The organism is Gallaecimonas pentaromativorans (genome assembly GCF_003751625.1).
GTDB classification, from domain to species: domain Bacteria; phylum Pseudomonadota; class Gammaproteobacteria; order Enterobacterales; family Gallaecimonadaceae; genus Gallaecimonas; species Gallaecimonas pentaromativorans.
Window position 1 is genome coordinate 111,402 of the sequence record NZ_RJUL01000007.1, and the last position, 19,116, is coordinate 130,517.

Here is a 19,116-nt window from a genome sequence, read left to right on the forward strand (position 1 = left end):
CAACAATGTCATGCAAAACTAACCAAACGGTAAGTACTTGTTAGCCAGAAAGCAACGGTTACACTGACCAACCAGAGACCCTTGCATCAAAAAAGGAAAGCCGATGAAGCTCTATTACAAGCCAGGTACCTGTGCCCTCGCGCCCCATATCGTGCTCGAAGAACTGGAACTGGACCACAGCCTGGTCAAGGTCGATTTGAAGGACAAAACCACCGAAACCGGCGACGATTTCCTGGCCATCAACGGCAAGGGTTATGTCCCGGCGCTGGAGATGGACAACGGCCATATCCTCACCGAGGGCGTGGTTATCTCCCAATACTTGGCTGACCTGGACCCGGAAGCGGCGCTGATCCCGGCCAGTGGCGAAGCCCGTTACCAGTTGCTGAGTATGATGAGTTTTATCTCTACCGAGCTGCACAAGCCCATGGGCTCGATGTTCAACCCGGCTCAAACCGGCGACTGGAAAGAAGCCACCAAGGCCCTGCTGACCCGCCGCCTGGACTGGCTGAGCAAGACCCTGGCCGACAAGTCCTTTATCGCCGGCCCCGGCTTTACCGTGGCCGACGCCTATCTCTTTACCGTGCTGAGCTGGGCCCAGGTGGTGAATTTCAGTCTCGACCCCTGGCCGACCCTGCAGGCCTACCTTGGCCGCATTGCCGAGCGCCCCGCGGTGCAGCGCGCCCTCAAGGCCGAAGGCCTGATCTAAAGATCCTCGTCGACTTTAGCGCACACGGCCCGGGCCAAGGCTCGGGCCGTGGTCCATTTACCGCCGCTCACCGTCAAAACCCGCCCCTGGCTACTCAGCACGTATTCGCGGCTAAGCTGGCTTGGGGAAGAAGCGCCCGCCAATAGCGGCCGGACCCCGGCAAAGCTGCCTAGCACCTCGCCATCGGTACGGGGTTTGAGAAAGTAATGGTTGTAGAGCTGCAACAGGTAGTGGCGCTCTTCGGCCGAGCAGCGCACCGGCTCCCCCAATTGATGGCGCACCTCGGTGGTGCCCAGCAGGGTGTGCTCCCCGTGGGGCAACACAAACACCACCCGCTCCTCGAACGGCACCTCCAGCATCAGCCCGTGGCTGCGCTGCCCGGGCAGCACCAGATGGCTGCCTCTAATCAGGCTCAGCTGCTGGCGCGGCCGCATCGCCGAGTCCACCAGCAGTTTTTGGCTCCAGGGGCCGGCCACGTTGATCACCTGATCAAACTGCTCCATGCCGCCATTAATTACCACCAGCCCTTCCGGGTCTATCGCCAGCACCGGTTGCTGTTCGAAGATCTCAACCCCGGCGGCCTGGCACTGCTCGGCGGCCCAAAGCCCCAGGGCATGGTCGTCCAGCATCTGGCCATCGAAAAAGCAGTAAGCGCCTAGCAGGCCGCGCCGCTCAAGATCAGGCTCCATGGCCATTACCGCCTGGTGGCTAAGCCAGCGGTGCCAGCCCAGGCCCTTGCCGAGAGCGAGAGTGTCATAAAGGGTCAAACCCGCCTTTAACAGCCAGCGGGAGCGCCGGCTGTTGCGATAGATGGGATAGAGAATGGGCAGACGGCGGGTCAGCTCCGGGGCCGCCTTGAGCCACCAGTGGCGCTCGGCCAGAGCCTCTCGCACCAGCCGCCATTGGCGCTGCTCCAGATAACGCAGGCCGCCGTGCAGCAGCTTGCTGGAGGCGCTGCTGGTTTCCCCCATCAGTTGGCCCCGCTCGAACAGGGTAACCTGATGCAGCTGCTTAGCCAGCGCCCAGGCAATGCAGACTCCATTGATACCGCCACCGACAACCGCAACCCGCATGGCTCCTCCCGCCAGCGCAATAACGATTAAATTCTAGGCAAAAACAGCCAGTTGGCTATCTTCCTTGATTGGCAAGCTGCATTCGGCGCCGTTTTGCGCCGCGTTGCTTGTGTTTGCGATGCCACCACAGATAGCTGCCGGACAGCGCCAAAATCAGCGGCATTGCTCCCACCAGCGCCCACAGCACCTTGGAGATCAGCCCGCCAAAGCTGCCAAAATGCAGCTCCCGGTAGCTGTCGAGAATGGCGGTGCCAAGGCCCAGCTCGCGGATATCCCAATGGCTTTGGTAGGCGCCGCTATGGGCATCAAAGCTCACCCCGCTGCCGTAAGCCGAGGCCAGGGGGTTGGCACTGGGAACGGCGCCGTAAAAGCTGATGGCAAAGCCCTTTTCCAGCGGCATCAGCAGGTAAGTGGCTTTGAACCCCGGCAGCCGCGCTTGCGCGTCCTGGCGCAGCTGCTCTAGCGGCAGTTGGTCGTTGTAGAGTCGTTCACTGACTGGCAGGTCTTCATGTTCCAGCTCATGGGCCACAAACTGGATGTTCCACCACAGGCCGGTAAAGGCCAGGGCCAACAGCACCGGCGAGGCCAGGGTGCCCACTAATTTATGGGTATCACTCAGCGCCAGGCGCAGATCTTTGCCCCAGCGCAGGGTAAAAAGGCGCCGGTAAAACTGGCGATAGAGCACCAGCCCCGAGATCCCCAGAAACAGCAATATCGCGGCGTAAAAAGCGCCAAGGGCCATGCCGCCATCCCCCAGCAGCAACTTGAAATGCAGCTCCAGCAGCCAGTCGGTAAAAGGCTCCTCCACCGGCACCGGCTGGCTTAACAGCTGGCCACGGTAGGGGTCGAGATAGAGCTTGAACCAGTCGCTGCTGTGGCGGCGCACCAGATACACCCTGTCGGCGGTGTGGCCGTCGTCAAAGATCTCCCAGGAGCCAAGCTCAAAAGCCGGATGCGCGTTGGCCACTTTGGCCGCCAGGGCTTCAAGGGGCTGGCGCGCCAAATCGCCGGGAGCCGCCAAACGCACCTCATCTGGCCGTAACAGAGCGTCTATTTCGTCTTTAAACACCAGCAGGCTGCCACTTAGGGAAATCACCAACAGCGGCAGCAGCGCAAACAGCGCCAACCAGGAGTGCAGTTTGAACAGGGATTTACGCATGGCCAAACCCAATATTGCCAATCATTCTCATTTGAGTATTGTGAAGAGCCACTTTGCAGATGTCGACGCCAGGCACAAAAAAACCGGCCCACTGGCCGGTTTTTGTCGTTTACTGGCTATCACTGCCCACTGCGTGCTTTGGCAGCGTCGATGCTTTTACGAATAAGCGGCGAAATGGTCAGCCCCTGCACCACGATGGAGAAGATCACCACCACGTAGGTCATGATCACCAGCAGGCTGTGGATATCCACGTCGTTGACGAACATCTGGCCACGGGGAATGGAGGCCGCCATGGCCAGGGCCAGGCCACCGCGCAAGCCGCCCCAGGTGAGGATCCTTACCGAATTAAGGTCGTACTGGCGGAAGCGGCGAAAGCCAATATAGGGCAGGCCGACGCTGATAAAGCGGGCCAGCAGCACCAAGGGCACCATCAACAGGCCAATCATCACCTCGGTCAAAGTAACCGGCATGGTGACCAGCAACAGGCCGATGATAAGGAACAGCAAGGCGTTGAGAAAGCTGTCGGTGGCGTGCCAGAAGTGCTGCACGTAGAGCTTGGCATGCTCGTCGCCGTGTTGCAGCCGCGAACGGGTTACGTTGCCGATAAAGATACCGGCCACCACCATGGCCAGGGCGCCTGAGATGTCCATCAGGTTAGCCAGAGCAAAGCCGGCCGAAGGGATGGTCATGCTCACCAGCAGGCGGATGTTGGCGTCTTTGGAGTGCAGCAGCAGCACATGGCCAATCAGGGCCAGTACAAAACCAAAGGCCACGCCGCCCACGGCGTCGGTCAAGAACAGCTCTGACACGCCGCCAATACTCGGTTCAGTGCCAGAGAAGGCCACCGCGAAAATGGTGGTAAACACCACCAGGCCAACGCCGTCGTTAAACAGCGACTCCCCTTCCACCTGCACCGAAATACCCTCGGGGGCCTTCATCTGCTTGATGATGGCCAGCACCGCGATAGGGTCGGTGGGGCTTATCAGGGCGCCAAACAGCAGGCAGTAGATGAAAGGCACCTGCCAGCCCAGCAGATCGAGGGCCCAGTGGCTGAAGTAACCAACGATAAAGGTGGAGGCGAGAGTGGAGAACAGCACCAGTATGGCGATTTCCCACCCTTGCTTTTTCATGGCCTGCAGGTCTATTTCCAGGGCGCCGGCAAAGAGCAGGAAGCCCAGCATCCCTTTTAGCAGCAGATCGTTGAAGTTAAGCCCCGACACCACCTTGGTGATGGCCATGGCGGTGCTGTCGCCGGACAGTTTCACCGCCAAAATCAACAGCAAGGAGATCACCACCGAGCCGGTAGTAATGGCGATAGTCGTTTGAAGTTTAAGAATATATTGGTTGCTGAACGCAATGAACACGGCCAGGGCCGAGAGAAAACAAATCAAGTACCATGCTGTCATGGAGTACATCCTGAACAAAAAGAAAAGCGGTATGGGCGGGCGGCTTGGTCAGCAGGGGTCTGACATCTGACCCGCCGGCACTGCGCCAATATCGTTGGGCGAAATGCCTGAATTCGGATTGCCACTTACTGTTTAGCCGGAGCCGAGGTGGTAAGCACCGGCGGCAGAAGGGCTTTCAAAGTGGCAACATAAGTTACCATCAAATTCGCCTTTTCCTGAGTATTGAGATCAAGAAAACCTGAAATAGATTGTCTCTTTTGGCGTAAAAAATGGTCGCTTAAATAAAAAACCAGGCGTTATTTGCCTGGTTTTTTATTGCTTTCATGAAGGGTACGGATGCGCTCTTCAAGGTCGGGGTGGCTGCTTATCCAACCGGGCCCGGCCTCCTCGCCGCCATGCTGCTTTTGCAGTTTCTCAAACAGGCTGGTCAGGGGCTCGGTAGTGCCCTGGTCTTTTAGCATCGACTGGGCGGCAAAGCCGTCGGCCTGGCGCTCGGCATCACGCGAATAGCTCATGTTAACCAGGAACACCGCGCCACCGGCCAGGCTGTCGGCGATGGAGCTGGCATCGCCGATGACCACCGCCACCCCCACCGACATCAAGGTGTTTTGCACCAGCAAGTTCATGGAATGGTGGTAATGCACATGGCCAAGCTCGTGGTAGAGCACCCCAAGCAGCTGCGGGTCGTTGTCAGCCAGGGCCACCATTTGGTCAGTCATCACCACGGTGCCGTCCGGCAAGGCCATGGCGTTGGGACCGGCGCTGAAGCTGCGAAACACAAGCTTTGGTTTGACCCGCCAGCTAATGCCCTGCGAAGAGAGCGTGGCCAGCATGGCCTCAAATTGCTGTTGCAGCTGTTGGCGGCGCTCTTTGGGCAAAGTGCTGGGGGCGAACAGGGCTTGGTCCAGCAGTTTCAGGCTCTGCTCGCCCAGTTGCTGATACACCACCACCGGCACCTGAGTGGCTACCAGCCGTGAAGCGGCTGGCAAACCATAGCGGTAGGTGGCAAAAACCGCCGCCACCGCCACCACCACACCGGCGGCTATCCAGCCAAGGTGGCGTTCCACCCGCGCTATCCATGGCAGACCCAAGGTCGCCTTGAGCCAGCCGTTCAGAGGCTCTGCGTCAATGGGGTAAAAACTCCAGCCCTCGGCAAAACGCAGGTTACGGGGTTGGTTGCCAAGGGCCTTGGATACCTCGACATCCGCCACCTGCCCTTCAAACTGCCAAATATCGCTCGCCAGCTGCAGCCGGCCACCGGCAAGCAGCGCCAGGGTGGCCGGGTGACGCATCGCCGAGCGAGGGGCCAGCAGGTAACCGGCCACCGTCGCCATTAAAAGGCGCCTATCTGCACGTCAAAGGCGCTGGCCACTTCATCGGCCACCGCTACGTCAACCTGCTGGTCATGGTCTTGCACCGCCACCAGCGCCAGATCGCCAGCGACGCTGGTGCCCTCGGCGAGATAACGGGCATAGCGCACCTTCGCCACCGCAGAGGCCAGGCCCAGAGTGAAAATGACCAACAGCAGGTTGGTAACCACCAACCCCAGATAACCGCCGACGGTGAAATGGGAGCCCAGTTGCAGCTCACCATCGATTTTCACGCGGCTAAACAGGTAGTTACGTACCAGTACCCGTACCACAGTGGAGGTGAAGATACCGGCCGCAAAGAAAGCGAGGTAAAAGCCGATCACGGCAAGGCCGGCCGCCGCATCGGGTTTGGTGTGCGCCTCTGCGTCTTTGAAAACGGCGTAAACAGCGCCAAGCCCGGATGCGCCAATCAGGCCGATAACCAGCAGTAACCCAAAGAAGATACCGGCGCCGATAGCACCGATTTTCAGGTACTGGCGATACTCGATGGTGGCGCTGAACACCTTGCTGCCGTAGCGGTAATTGTTAAGGACATAACTGGCCACGCTGCTGGCAATGAAGGCATAGCCCACCACCGCAAGAGCGGCGGCCAGCAGCACGCCGATCACCACACCCACCACAGGCCCCAGCGCCACACCCAGCACAATGGCCAGCACCATCACCACGGAAAGCCCAAAATACACCGCCATGGGTTTGACCAGCATGTTGAGGTAAGCGTCACCGTAACTGCCAACAAAATTAAAGCGCACGTTGCGGTAGCGACTGACCATGGCATCAAAACGCAGGTTGCGCACCGCAAGCCAAGGGGTAGCCAGGGAAAAGATCATCAAGAAGGCCAGGGCCAGCACCGGCAGCGCAGTGTTGAGAATGGTCCACAGCACGATAAGCGCCACGGCGATAAGGCGGCCGATAAGAATTTGCACCGGGGTGGCCAGGTATTCAAAACCTTGGCCATCAAGGCGGGTGTGACCATAGAAATACTGCTGGTTACGCACCTTGGCCCAGGCGGAATAAACCCCCAAAGTCAAAATGGACAGCAGGATATTGACTATCCAGATACCGAAATACTCGCCGGCGCTACCGGTAAAACGCATGTGGTGCACAGCTGTGGTTTCGGGTTGTTGCAGGGTTTCAGGACGTTCAGACACGGGGCTCTCCTTAGCAAAGTGTCCATATTGAAACAGCAAATCGCTGTTCACACAATATTCACCTTTGTGACATCAGTGTCCGCTGCGCAGTTGCAGCAGGCCACGGTCCAAGGCTTGCAGCAGCTGCTGGTGAATGTCATCGCCGTCCAACAGCGACGGCGGCGCCAGCTCCAAGGCCTGAATAGACACCCAGGCGCTGCGCCGGGTTTCGCTTAGCAGGGTATCGGCCTGGGCCAGGGTAAAACGGGTCAGCTCAAGGACAGCCGACACCGGCAGCGGCCGCGAACGCTGGGTCAGGGTCGGCACCAGGTTAAACCCCACCGCCAGGCGCACGTCCTCCAGCCCTTCGGCAATTACAAAACGGGCGGTCAGTTCACGCAAATTCTCATAGAGCTCGGTAAGCAGTTTGGGCTCGTCGCGGATCACCAGCAGCAGGTGGTCGTCCGCCAGTTGCGCCACTATCACGCAGTGGCTGCACGCCGCCTTGAGCTTATCCACAAAGCGGCCAAGGATGGCCTTGCTCTCTTCAATACCGGCCAGCATCGGCAGGTGATGGATAAAAAGGGCGTTGAGGCTCAACAGCACCAAGGGCTCGCCGGGCGGCAGGCCAGCCTCTCGGCTGTGGTTATGGGCCTGCTGGTACTCGTCCATCAAAGGTTCCAGCTGCGCCACCAGCCCCAGGGCGTTGGGCAACCCTGACAGGGGATGTATGGTCATCAGCTGGTTTTGCCCGGCCAATTTACCGGCCAGCTGGCGATTGTGGCGCCACAGCCGCAGCGCTACCAGCATCAGCACCAACGCGAACACCAGCAACGCAGCACTGCCCTGGCGCCAGTGCTGGCGCTGCTCCTCGGCCAGCAGACGCCCGGCTTCGCTTTGGCGAAGGCGGTCGGCTTGGTTGAGCTGCTCGGTAAGGCGCTCCAGGGCTTGGCGGCCGTCTTGGATATCGTCGTTGGTGAGCTTGGCCTGCAAGGCCATGGCCTGGCGCAGTGCGTCGATGGCGTTGTCTTGGTCTCCCAAGGCCTGATAGGCGTCGGCGAGGCGCTGCTGGGCCTTTTGCCGCTCCTGCCAGGACGACACCGAGTCGCGCTCCATCAGCAGCGTCAACGCCCGCTGCAGATCCTTGATGGCCTGGTGCTTGTCGGCCAGCAACTGGGCCCGCATCGACAGCGCCGTGCCGAGATAAAAATCCACCTTGTTCTTGGTGTACAGGGCCACGGCGCTGTCGAGATATTCACGGGCTCGCTGCTGCTGGTTGGGGTCGTCGATATAGAGGCTGGCGATATTGATAAGGGCCTTGCCCTCAGACAGCGGCCGGTTCTGCTGGCGGTATAAATCCAGGGCATGCATGGACTCAATCAGGGCGCTGTTGGTGTCGCCCTTTTCCTGGTAGGTCACGGCAATGCCCACCAGCAGGTCAGGAATGGCGGTGTCGTCTTTGAGCTGCTGGGCTAGAGCCAGCGCCTGTTGCAAAAAGGTCAGCGCCTTGTCGTAAGCGTGGTTGAGCCTGAAGATGCGGCCCTTGGTGGAGAGGATCTCCAGGCGCAGCGCCGGGTCGTCTTCTTTGAGTAGCCGCAGGCTCGCTTCGTCGAGGAACGACAGGGCCTGAACTATGTCGTTCTTGCGATATTGCAGATAGCCGATGCGATACAGCGCCATGGCCTCGGCTTTGGGGGAGTCTCGCCGCTTGGCCTGGGCCAGGGCATGGCTGAAAAAGAACTCGGCCTTGTCAAAATGCCCCAGGTATTGATTGAGCGAACCCTGCTCGAGCCACACCTCCATCTGCACCTTGAGGGCGTCTTTGCCTTGCAGCGGCGCCAGGGCATCGGCTGCCAGTTGCAGGGTTTTTAAGGAGCCTGGGTAATCTCGCCGCACCCGGCTTTGGATATTGGCTTTGATGTAGAGCATTTCGCCCAGCAGCAAAGGGTCACCCTGGCGTTTGGCTTCGTCGACGGCGGGGTCCACCAAGGCGGTGAGCTGCTTGCGGTACTGGGGTTCGGTGCGGTGATCCATGGCATAACGCAGGTCGTCCACGGCGGACGCCCAGGCCAGGGAGGGAAGAAACAACAGCCAGTACCAGACTTTCATAGAACATGCCTGTCGGGTGAAAAGAATCCGTTGCCGTGCAGGGTGCCCAGCAACGCCAGCACCAGCGCCAGCAGCGCCATCAGGCCAAGGTAAGCAATGAAGCGCGCCACCGCGCCCTCGCCAAGGCCGGTGAGCAACCGGTAACGCCAGCCCCACCACAGCAAGGCCAACACGGCACAGAGCGCCCCCTTGAGCGCCACAAAGCCGCCGCCCACCACCCGCAGATCCGGCGCGTCCAGCACCCCCAGCGCCGCGCCGGAGCCGGCCAGCAGCAACAGCGCCGGCCAAGCCAGGGTGTCAAACGCCAAAGAGAAATCCGCCAGGGGTTGCCACTGGCCACGTTTAAAGCCCAGCGGCAGCAGCGCCAACACCAGTAGCAACAGGGCTCCTGCTACCAGCAGGGCCGCCATCAGGTGCAGGCAGAGCACGTAATAGTACATGGCCTTCCTTTTCCTTTGCTGGCATGTTAGCCCTCTGCATGCCCTTATCGCAATCAAGGAACACCATGAAGAACCTGATTTTTATGCTGTTTTTGCTAGCCAGCTCGCAGCTTTTCGCCGCACCGGACGATCAAACCCAGATCCGCGCGCTGCTAGCCGGTCAGCAGCAAGCCTGGAACCGGGGCGACCTGGACGGCTTTATGGCCGGTTACTGGCACAGCCCCCAATTGCGTTTTGCATCGGGCGGCGAGGTGACCTTCGGCTGGCAGCAAACCCTGGACAGATATCGCAGCCACTACCGAGATAAGGCTGCCATGGGCAGGTTGCAGTTTGATATCAGGGAGGTGCATCTGTATGGCGACCATGCGGTGGTGTTCGGGCACTGGCAGCTATACAGGCAAAAGGACCAGCCCCAGGGACTCTTCACCCTGTTGCTGGCCAAGCTGGATGGGAACTGGTACATCACGGCGGACCATACCTCGTCCGCCGGGTAGAGCGGGTTAGTCGCCTTTGCGGGATACGTCGCCGGAGCCCATCACGCTTTGCTTGATGGTGGGGCTGCCGTAGTAGTCCACATCGCCGGAGCCGGCGATGTCGATATCCAGGCTGCCACTGGCGCGTACTGCTACGTCACCGGAGCCGGCGATATCCACTTTCACGTCGCGGGCCGCCAGCTTGTGGGTGTCCACATCGCCGGAGCCGGCAATGTCCACGCTGAGCTTGTCGGTGTTGCCGCCATGGATGGTAACGCCGCTGCTGCCAGCGATATCAATGCTGACCTTGGGATACTCGGCGCTGTCCATGGTGATGGAGCCGGAGCCGGACAGGTCCAGTTTCAAATCATCGCTGCCACTGAAGGCCGCCACTTTGACATCACCGGAGCCCGCCAGAGACAGCTCGCTTAGGGTCTCGACGCTGATGGTTATTTCAATGGGTTTGGTGGGGTGCAAGTCGTAGCCTTTTTTGGCCCTGACTTCCAATTCGTCGCCGTCGGTTTTGACCACGATATAGGCTTGCAGGTTTTCTTCAGCCTTGATGGTGATGCTGTTCTCGCCACGCACCACCTTGATTTTGGCCGGCAGAGCCAGGTCCAGCTCGTCAACCTTGTCCAGGTTCTGGCTGTGTTCGACCACATTACCGTTACCTTTGACGTCGTCGTCGCTGCTCCACCAACTGGCATAAGCGCTGGCTTGGACGCCGACTAACAACAGGGCAGCGGTGGCAATGATGAGGTGCTTGGGTTTCATTTGGCTAAATTCCTTGAATCAGTTTTCCTGCCAAGACTTTAGCAACCCCTATGCCAACCCTGCCCCGCCCGTTTTTACTGGGTTGGCGGAGACGCCTGCGAAACCGCAGTAGTGCTTTTCGCCAAACTCTGGCCAAGTTCGCCAACCCGGCGAGCCTGCCACCACGCCAGCACCGCAAACAGGGTCAGCAAGGCCCCCAGCGGCAAAGCGGTGTGCTGAGGAATAAGGCTCGACAGCGCCGCCGCAATACCGGCGGTGAGGTTTTGCAGCCCTCCCAGCAGGGCCCCGGCAGTACCGGCGCCTTTTTTGAAATCGCTAAGCGCGCCGCTGGTGGCAACCGGCCCCAACAGGCCCGCGGCCATAAAGTACAGGCTCACCGGCGCCAGCAAAGCCCAGGCATTAAGGGGCAGCAGCCAGGCCAGCAGCAACTGCGCCAGGGCAGCGCTTAAAAGCAAAGTGGTGCCTAGTTGCAACAAGGCCTTATGGCGCCAGCGATGGGCCAGGGCGGCGGCCAGGAAAGAGCCGGCAATATAGAGCGGCAGCGGCACGATATAGAGCCAGCTGACGGTGGCCGCATCAAACCCCAGGCGCTCGCCCAGCAACACCCCCGCCGCCGCTTCGAACACCACCACACCACTGAATACCGCCAGCAGCGGCCACAGGTGATGGCGAAAGTTGGCGCTTTGCCAGGTGCGGCGATAACGCACCAGCACCGGCGCCTTGGGTTCAGGGTCGTCGGGGCGGCTTTCCTTGAAGGCCACAAACTGCAGCGCCAGCACGGCGCCGCCCAGGCCCAACAGAAACAGGTAACAGGCCCGCCAGCCAAACTGCGACACCAACACCCCACCCAGCACCGGCGCCAGCATCGGCGACAGGATAAGGGCCATGCTCAGCAGGCCGTTGACTCGGGTCAGGGCCGGGCCTTCGAAGCGGTCACGGGGCACGGTGCGCACCATGACCCCGGCCACCCCGGCACCAAGCCCTTGTACCAGGGCGCCGGTAACCAAAGCAGCAAAACTGCTGGCCTGCCAAGCCAGGGCCGAGCCGCCCAGAAACAACACCAGGCCAGCCAGCGTCACGGGGCGCCGGCCCAGGTTGTCAGACAGCGGGCCATAGAAAAACTGGGATAATCCGTACATGGACAGATAAGCAGCCATAATGCCTTGGGTCATGCCGGGGCTGACCCCAAAGGTTTGGGCGATGGCGCTCTGGCCGGGTACAAAAAGGGTCTGGGACATCTGGCCAACGGCAGCCAAAGTCACCATAAGCAACAAAAACAGTCGCAATGATGGCGAACGCATTACGCACACCTTAAAAGTAAGGGAAAAGGATAAAAAAAACTAATCCGTCAGCATCCTGCCAACGGCGCGCAATCTACCAGCGGAATATGACAATGTCAGGAGGGTTTTGCGGTTTTTTTATGGGGCTGGCCCGTAAAGCCGTCAACTATTATTGACGGCTTATAAGGGCCATGTAGAAGCCGTCGGTGTTCCCCTCGACCGGGCTCAAGGTGTGCTCGCTTTCCAGCACAAATTGGCCGGCCGAACGGGCGATAAAATCGGCCACTTGCAGCTGGTTTTCCTGCGGCAGGAGCGAGCAGGTGGCGTAGACCAGCTTGCCGCCAGCCTTGAGCATGCGCGGGTAGCTGTCGAGGATCTCGCGCTGAATGGCAATGAGGTTATCAAGATGCTCGGGGGCGATGGTCCATTTGGCGTCGGGGTTGCGGCGCAATACCCCCAGCCCCGAGCAGGGCACGTCCAGCAGCAGGCGGTCGGCCTTGCCCTTAAGGCGTTTGATGGTGGCAGAGCCTTCAATAACCCGGGTTTCCAGGTTATGCACCCCGGCGCGGCGGGCGCGCTTGCGAAGCGCCTGCAACTTGCCTTCAAAAATGTCCATGGCCAGCAGCCGGCCCTTGTTCTGCATCTGGGCAGCCAGGGCCAGGGTTTTGCCGCCGGCACCGGCGCAGGCGTCAATCACCGTCATTCCCGGCGCGGCGCCCAGCAGCTGGGCAATTTGCTGGGAGCCCCAATCCTGCTGCTCAAAGCGCCCTTCCTTAAAGGCCTGGGTGCGAAAGACGTTGGCAAAGCGCTTGAGTTTAAGGCAGCTGTCACTGATTACGTCGGTGGCTACCTTCTCTTCGGCCAGGCGCTTTTTCAGCGCGCCGGCATCGCCGTGCAGGGTATTGGCGCGAAGGTATTGAGCCGGTGGCCGGTTCAGGGCCTCGGCCAGGGCTGGCCAGGCATCGCCCAAGCGCTCGCTCATCAGCTCATAGAGCCAATCGGGGTAGCTTTGCCACAGCACCGGGTTCGCCTTTACTTCGGCCAGCAGCGCTTTGTCCTGGGTAAAGGGCTTGAGTTTAAGGGGCAGGCTGGGGGATTCGAGGGCCGCCCAGGCGGCCAGCAGCGCACTCAAGTCGCCGCTTTTAAGCGGCCAGCTGCGCCCGGCCAGGGCGCCATAACGGCGGGCGTAGCGCACCAAGTGCTGGGCGGCTTGCACCGTCTCGGATTTATGGCGGCCGTCCAGTTCGGCGCGGGCCAGCGCCTTATCCAGAGGGTGATCCTCGATAAGCACGGATTGCAGTATGGAAATAAGCGCTGATTGCATCATAAAAAAGCCCCGCCAATATGGCGGGGCATGCTAGGGCAAAGCCGGGTTTTGAGCAAGCTCAGCCGCCGGTAACCGGGGCGATATCCTGCTCCAGACCCTGGCCCTCGGCGAGGCTCAGCTCATAGCTAAGACCTGCCGGGTTGGGGATGGTCAGGCCCTCGTAGGTTTCTGGCTCATCGTTGATGCCGTCACAAGAGAAGGCCAGGGTGTAATCCCCTGCCGGAATGAGCCCGAACTGGTAACGGTAAGGGTCGGTAGTGCTTGGGTCGGCGTCATCAGACAGGGTTACCGCCATGGACGCCACCGGAATGGAGGCATCGGCCGGTGCGCCGGCGGCGCCGTCGTCAAAATCGTCGCCCAGGTTAGTCAGGCTGTGGCCGCTGTAGAGATAGACAAAGCCGTAATTGACGTTGTCGGTGCCGGTGTTGCAGCTTTCGGCCAGGGCCGCGTCAACCTCACCGCCGATTTGGCCGAGGATGGTGCTGTCCACCAGGCTGACGCCACGGGGTTTGAGGATGTAGCGCTGTGGGCCCGGGTTGTAGGTCATGGCTTTGCGCAGGTTGAAATCCAGGGTGAAGGCCAACTGGCCACCGGCACTGGCGGTAAAGCCGCCCAGTTTCAGCTCATCAGAAGGTACCTTGAGCTCGAAGGTGCCGTCGCCGGTCTCCACGTAGCTCTTGCTGGTGTCTTCGTCTTCTATCCCCAAGCGCACGTCGGTGTAGGTGCCAGCCGGGATAGCAGCGCTGTCGATGGCAAGGTAGGTGTTACCGCCTTGGTAGTCGAGCAAGTCCAGGGTCACCGGGTTGCCGCTGGCGTCCTGAACGGGCAATACCACGTCGCTGTCGCCGTCGCGTTTGAGGATGATGCTGTCGATGGTCACCACCACCTTGTCGGCGCCATCGACCGGCGCGTCACCGATGGACAGCGACAAATTGGCCGTTGCCGGGGTGGGGGTATCGTCCCCACCGCCGCCACAGGCGCTCAGCACAAAGATGGAAGAAATCAGCACTGCAAACTTTGTTTTTGTCATTACACTCCCCTCTGGTAAGTAGGTGCTCACAAAGTATGGCGATGCTGACTGTCAGTTGGCTGACAACAGGGGTGGCTACTGGTCCTTCCAGCCCAGCAGCGGCGGAATAACCTGGGGGAAGCGGCCCTGCACCTGCTGGTAAAAAGCCTGGATACGGGCCAAGTCGGCGCGGATATCGCCGCTGGGGTGCAGAGCCTCACCGATCACAAAACGCTTGCGGGGGTAGTCGATACCCACCAGCACATAGGGCACCTTGGCGGCAGCGGCGATATGGTAAAAGCCGAGCTTCCAGCGGCTGACCTGGCTACGGGTACCTTCGGGGGTAACCGCCAGCACGAACCGTGGCAGGCCGGTAAAGTAAGCGGCCACTTGCTCCACCATGTTGTTGGCCTTGTCCCGGCGCACCGGAAAGCCGCCCATGGCCCGAAACAGGTAACCGAGGGGAAAGGCAAAGAGCTGGTGTTTACCGAGGAAATTTATCTTCAGCGCCAGGGCGCTGCGGGCCAAGACCCCGAAGACAAAATCCCAGTTGGAGGTGTGGGGCGCCACCACCACCAGGAACTTGTCCGCCGCCGGCATCTGCCCCTCGATGCGCCAGCCCAGGCGGGCCAGCAACCACTTGGAAAATCGCTGCATGGTGCTGATGTTGTTAGAGACTTTCTGCCAGCAAAGCCCAGTCTGGCTCCGAGGTCAAGGCACTGCCCCCGGCGGTCACGATGATGTAACCCTTTTTCAGCTCCGCCAGCAGCGCGGCGCGAATATCAGTCGCTTCCATGGCCCGGGCCGCCACCGGCAAGGGGCTGAGCTGCACCCAGGCATTGGGGCCGGTCTCGCTGGCCAGTTGCAGCCCCAGTAGCAACAGCTCGCACAGCGGGCCGACATCGGCCACCCGGCTAATTTGCGGGAAATTGGGGAAGTTCAGGCAGGTGAGTTGCAGACCGTTGCCACCCAGCGCCTGCAGGGACTCGTCCAGCACATCAAAGGCCGCCTGGGGCGCCATTTTCCGGCCAGCGTCTAGCACCACCAGGTAATGAAAGCTATCCGGCTCGCCAATCAGCAAAGCGCCGGGAAACAGCTGCCTTAGCCTGGCGGCAATGCACTGCTGCATGGCGTTACCGGCACGAAAGCCGCCCTGGTAGAAGGGCTGGCGGGCAAAGCCGACCCGAAAATACAGCACTTGGCAGTGCAGCCCCTGGCTCAATAGCTGTTCCAGCCGCTCCAGAGTCTGGCGGCTGTAGGGCAGCTCGGAATGGCGGCGTAAACCGGCGCTTTGGGCCAGGGCAAGCCGCTTTTTGTGTTTGCAGCGCCACAGCGCCAGGGCTAAAGCCAGCACCAACAGCAGCGCCCCAGCCAACACAAGGCCGAGGCTACTTGGCCGCCAGGGCGCAGGAGCAGGCGCTGGCGTCGGCTGCTTGGCAAGGCTTAGGCTGCGCTCCATCTCCTGCTTGGCGGCGTCGCTTTGCTTTAGCCTGTCGTCCATCAGCTGGGCATAACGGTCCCAGTAGCGGCGCTGCTCGTCGCCCGTTGTTACCTGGGCCAGCTGCTTGAGTGCCTTGGCGGCCAGCTCGTTCTGGCGCGGGCTGTCGGTGGTGGCCTGGGCCGCCACCACGCTTTTTAGCAAGGTATTGCGCCGGGCCCAGTCGCCTTCTTTGTCAGCCAAATCGGCTGCGGTCAACAAGGCGGCCATGCGCTGCTTCACTAACTTGGCTTTGGCCAGTTTGTCCAAGGCAACATCGATATAAAACTGCGCCTTGCGGTTGTCGCCCATGGCGGCGTAAACCTCAGCGAGGTTGCTGGCCATGGTGCCTTGCCAGCCGTCGTCTTTGCTGGTCTCCACATCCTTGTAAACTGCCAGCAGCGCGTCCAAAGCCTCGTCGTAGCGCTGATTGGCAAAATCCACAGTAGCCAGCACCGACGCCGCCCTAGCCCGCTGCTGTAAGTCCCCTTTGCTTTGGGCCAGCTCAAAGTTCTTCAGGGCCAGCTCCATGAAGGGTTGGCCCAACTGCTGCTTGACCACGATAAGGTCGGCGGTGGCGTTCAATTCGGTCAGTACATCCCCACCGGCTTGGCTGAGGGTCACAGCTTGCTCAAGGGGCGCAAGGGCCTGGGCGTCCATTTGCAGGGAGTGGTAAGCATGGCCAAGCTCCACCAACGCTTTTGCCTGCAAACCGTTGCTGCCGGATTTTTGGGCAAGTGCCATCACCTGTTCGGCGTTGTCGATAACCCGGCTCCAATAACCAGTCCCTCCAAGGGCCAAGCCATAGGTCAGCATGCAGTTGGGCAGCAAGTCGCCGGCATGGGCATCTTTAAGTAACTGGATGCCTTGCTCGAACAGGCTTAAGGAGCCAGTTACCTGGCGGTCAAGCCGCGCCATCATTTCTGCCTTCAGGCACAGGTAAAGGCCCTGCTGGGGGGCAGGTAGCTGGCTTAGCGCCGATTCGGGGATTTGAGATAACAGCGCGCGGGCGGAGGGGTAGTCCGCTTGGGCTGTGGCATGATCCGCTTGCGTAAGTAGAAGGGCGAGGTCCTTTTCTGCCCGGGCGCCAAAGGTAATAAGGCACCCAAAGAGGAGCAGAAGACTGTACTTCATAAACACATCCAAGGGCCGACCGGCGAATTTTATCGGCTTATCCCGGCGGAGTCAGCAACCTTTTCTGATTGCTGGGAAAATGGTGCGGTGCTAGTGTCAAAGTCCCAGCCGTTGCCGCCTTTTTGGCCGCCTCAATCACCCCCGGGAGTCACCGTGGATTACCTGCAGGTTAAGCAGCTACACCAAGGACTGGCGCTGCTGACCATCGTCTTTTTCATCTGGCGCGCCAGCCGCAGTATCGTCGCCCCGGGCAGCCTGCCGCGCTGGGCCAAGGTGCTGCCCCATATCATTGACACCGCCCTGCTGGCTGCTGGCCTTTGGCTGATGGTGCAACTGGGGCTGTCGCCGCTCCATAGCGGCTGGCTTGCCGCCAAAATCATCGCTTTGGTGCTGTATATCGCTCTTGGCACCTTCGCCATCAAACGCGGCCGTACCCCCAAAGCCCGGGCCCTGGCGGCAGTGGGGGCGGTGCTGGTGTTTATCTATATTGTGGGGGTCGCCATTTACAAGTCCCCCTGGGCTTGGTTCTCTGCTGTTTAAGGAGGTGTTATGGCTCAATGGCTTACTGCCAAGGTGCTGGAAAACCACTCTTGGAACCCAACGCTCTTTAGCCTGCGCGTTAAAGCGCCGCCCTTTGCCTTTACCGCCGGCCAGTTTGTGCGCCTGGCCCTAAACGGCCCCGATGGCCGGGTACAACGGGCCTATTCCCTGGTCAACAGCCCCCAGGATGAGGTGCTGGATTTCATGGTCACTCTGGTGCCCGGCGGCAAACTGACGCCGCTGCTGGCGGCATTAAAACCCGGCGACAGCGTCGAGGTGAGCCAGCCGGCCAGTGGCTTTTTCGTGCTCGATGAGGTGCCGGACGGCAAAAGCCTGTGGCTGTTGGCAACAGGTACAGGTCTGGGGCCTTATCTTTCAATACTGGGCACCGAGGCGCCCTGGCAACGGTTTGAGCGCATCCATCTAGTGCACGGGGTTCGCCTGGGCAATGACCTCGCCTACGCCGGGCAGTTGCAGGCCATGGCCGCCAGCCGGCCGCAGTTTCGCTACCAGCCGGTGGTTACCCGCGAGCCCTACCCCGGCGCCTTGAGTGGCCGTTTGCCACAATTGCTCAGCTCAGGGGAACTGGAGCGCGCCCTGGCTGACCAACTGAATAACGAAAGCCAGCTGATGATCTGCGGCAACCCGGATATGATCCGCGATAGCCTTAAGGTGCTGGCCGAGAAAGGATTAAACAAAAACCTGCGCCGCCAGCCAGGTCACGTCACCGTTGAGCAGTATTGGTAAGGAGCCACAATGCAAGCCGATCCGCAAACCCGTCCGCCCAAATCAGGCCGTTCTCCCCTTGTTCCCATCGCTATTGTGGTGGTGATTGCAGTGGCCGCCGTGTTGGCCTGGGTCTTCTGGCCCAAAGGCGAAGCGCCCAAACCGGCCCAGGACAACCTGCCGCCGCCGGTGGTGGAGCAGCAACCCCAACCCGCCGCCGAGCCAGAGCCGGCGCCGGTAGACAACAGCGCCGCCGAGCCCGAACCCCAACAGGTTGAAGCTGAGCCAGCCACTCCTGCGCCCGAGCCGGTAAAACTGCCCGCCCTCAAAGACAGCGACCCCATGGTCCGTGACGACCTCAACGCCCTGATGCCCTCGCAAAGCGTGGTCAAAACCCAGGAGCCGCAGCTGATTGACAAGGTCACCCAAATTCTCGCTACCGCCGTTGAGGGCTACCTGCCGGAGCGCCAGCGTCTGATTGCCTCTCCCGACAAAGCCTTTGAAGTGGTACGAGACGGCGACACCATTTATCTGGACAGCGACAGCTATCACCGCTTCGACCCTTACGTGGCCATCTTTGTCGGCCTGGACGACACTAAATTGCTGGCCTTCCTCGACAAATACCAGCCGCTCTTTAGCGAGGCTTACAGCCAACTGGGCCTGGACGGCGACAACCTCAAGCCCAACCTGGTGCAAATCATCAATCTTGCCCTGGCCACCCCGGATCCGGCCGAGCCCATCAAACTCAGCCAGCCCAAGGTGCTGTACCAGTTTGCCGACCCGGCGCTGGAGAATCTCAAGCCCATCCAGAAGATCCTCATTCGCATGGGGCCGGACAACAGGGCCAAGGTAAAAGCCAAGCTTGAGGCGCTGAAAAGCGCCCTTGATGCTCAATAACAGCGCTTTATTTCGTCGATAAAAATGTTTTGTTTTACCCACCTCCGGCCTTGGCTAATACTCCGACCCGAAAGCGCCTTGGAGGTGGG

Annotated in this window: 18 protein-coding genes; 5 read left to right on the plus strand and 13 right to left on the minus strand. The window is 60.4% G+C overall.

The window, feature by feature from the left end; all coding sequences use genetic code 11:
- Positions 1-103 precede the first annotated feature (103 nt).
- A complete protein-coding gene (gene gstA / locus EDC28_RS13595) occupies positions 104-706 on the plus strand; it encodes a glutathione transferase GstA (RefSeq protein WP_123421972.1) in 603 nt (200 codons plus the stop codon).
- On the opposite strand, the gene EDC28_RS13600 is transcribed toward gstA, so the two are convergent.
- From EDC28_RS13600 to EDC28_RS13630, 7 genes are all read right to left on the minus strand, one after another.
- Positions 703-1,779: a glycerol-3-phosphate dehydrogenase/oxidase gene (locus EDC28_RS13600; RefSeq protein ID WP_050659617.1), complete on the minus strand. Its 1,077-nt coding sequence runs from the start codon at positions 1,777-1,779 to the stop codon at positions 703-705. The two genes, gstA and EDC28_RS13600, sit on opposite strands and share 4 nt — an antisense overlap.
- Before the next feature lie 55 nt (positions 1,780-1,834).
- Positions 1,835-2,938 (minus strand): PepSY-associated TM helix domain-containing protein, encoded by a 1,104-nt coding sequence (locus tag EDC28_RS13605; protein ID WP_148049856.1) that lies wholly within the window; start codon positions 2,936-2,938, stop codon positions 1,835-1,837.
- A gap of 119 nt (positions 2,939-3,057) precedes the next feature.
- A complete protein-coding gene (locus EDC28_RS13610) occupies positions 3,058-4,344 on the minus strand; it encodes a cation:proton antiporter (protein ID WP_123421974.1) in 1,287 nt (428 codons plus the stop codon).
- A 296-nt stretch (positions 4,345-4,640) separates the two neighbouring features.
- The gene (locus EDC28_RS13615) at positions 4,641-5,678 is read right to left on the minus strand and encodes a M48 family metallopeptidase (RefSeq protein ID WP_123421975.1); all 1,038 of its coding nucleotides are present in this window, start codon (positions 5,676-5,678) and stop codon (positions 4,641-4,643) included.
- Positions 5,678-6,862 carry a YjgN family protein gene (locus tag EDC28_RS13620; RefSeq protein ID WP_123421976.1) on the minus strand — a complete coding sequence of 395 codons (1,185 nt, stop codon included), beginning with the start codon at positions 6,860-6,862 and terminating at the stop codon, positions 5,678-5,680. Before EDC28_RS13620 ends, EDC28_RS13615 begins: the two co-directional genes overlap by 1 nt.
- A 72-nt stretch (positions 6,863-6,934) precedes the next feature.
- Positions 6,935-8,950, minus strand: coding sequence for a tetratricopeptide repeat protein (locus EDC28_RS13625; protein WP_050659612.1), 2,016 nt, complete (start codon positions 8,948-8,950; stop codon positions 6,935-6,937).
- Complete coding sequence (locus EDC28_RS13630) at positions 8,947-9,390, minus strand: hypothetical protein (protein WP_123421977.1); 444 nt, start codon at positions 9,388-9,390, stop codon at positions 8,947-8,949. Before EDC28_RS13630 ends, EDC28_RS13625 begins: the two co-directional genes overlap by 4 nt.
- A gap of 65 nt (positions 9,391-9,455) precedes the next feature.
- Between EDC28_RS13630 and EDC28_RS13635 the strand changes: the two genes are divergently transcribed.
- Entirely contained in the window at positions 9,456-9,884 is a 429-nt protein-coding gene (locus EDC28_RS13635; protein WP_123421978.1) for a YybH family protein, read from the plus strand.
- Positions 9,885-9,890: 6 nt separating this feature from the next.
- Here EDC28_RS13635 and EDC28_RS13640 read toward each other — a convergent pair whose 3' ends face one another.
- The 6 genes from EDC28_RS13640 to EDC28_RS13665 form a co-directional block, all read right to left on the minus strand.
- A complete protein-coding gene (locus tag EDC28_RS13640) occupies positions 9,891-10,637 on the minus strand; it encodes a head GIN domain-containing protein (protein WP_050659609.1) in 747 nt (248 codons plus the stop codon).
- Positions 10,638-10,711: 74 nt separating this feature from the next.
- Entirely contained in the window at positions 10,712-11,938 is a 1,227-nt protein-coding gene (locus EDC28_RS13645) for an MFS transporter (protein ID WP_050659608.1), read from the minus strand.
- A 148-nt stretch (positions 11,939-12,086) separates the two neighbouring features.
- Positions 12,087-13,244, minus strand: coding sequence for an RsmB/NOP family class I SAM-dependent RNA methyltransferase (locus tag EDC28_RS13650; protein WP_123421979.1), 1,158 nt, complete (start codon positions 13,242-13,244; stop codon positions 12,087-12,089).
- 58 nt (positions 13,245-13,302) lie between these two features.
- Positions 13,303-14,274 carry a DUF4382 domain-containing protein gene (locus tag EDC28_RS13655; protein WP_123421980.1) on the minus strand — a complete coding sequence of 324 codons (972 nt, stop codon included), beginning with the start codon at positions 14,272-14,274 and terminating at the stop codon, positions 13,303-13,305.
- Positions 14,275-14,349: 75 nt separating this feature from the next.
- Positions 14,350-14,910, minus strand: a complete 561-nt coding sequence (locus EDC28_RS13660; protein WP_123421981.1) for a lysophospholipid acyltransferase family protein — start codon at positions 14,908-14,910, stop codon at positions 14,350-14,352.
- 13 nt (positions 14,911-14,923) lie between these two features.
- Positions 14,924-16,864: a hypothetical protein gene (locus EDC28_RS13665; RefSeq protein WP_123421982.1), complete on the minus strand. Its 1,941-nt coding sequence runs from the start codon at positions 16,862-16,864 to the stop codon at positions 14,924-14,926.
- 153 nt (positions 16,865-17,017) lie between these two features.
- Here EDC28_RS13665 and EDC28_RS13670 point away from each other — a divergent pair, with 153 nt between their 5' ends.
- Genes EDC28_RS13670 through EDC28_RS13680 form a run of 3 tightly spaced genes read left to right on the plus strand, consistent with a single transcriptional unit; the run spans position 17,018 to position 19,027 of the window.
- The gene (locus EDC28_RS13670; RefSeq protein WP_050659603.1) at positions 17,018-17,404 is read left to right on the plus strand and encodes a SirB2 family protein; all 387 of its coding nucleotides are present in this window, start codon (positions 17,018-17,020) and stop codon (positions 17,402-17,404) included.
- Positions 17,405-17,413: 9 nt separating this feature from the next.
- Entirely contained in the window at positions 17,414-18,151 is a 738-nt protein-coding gene (locus EDC28_RS13675) for a ferredoxin--NADP reductase (RefSeq protein WP_123421983.1), read from the plus strand.
- A 9-nt stretch (positions 18,152-18,160) separates the two neighbouring features.
- Positions 18,161-19,027 (plus strand): DUF3014 domain-containing protein, encoded by an 867-nt coding sequence (locus EDC28_RS13680; RefSeq protein WP_123421984.1) that lies wholly within the window; start codon positions 18,161-18,163, stop codon positions 19,025-19,027.
- Positions 19,028-19,116: the final 89 nt, after the last annotated feature.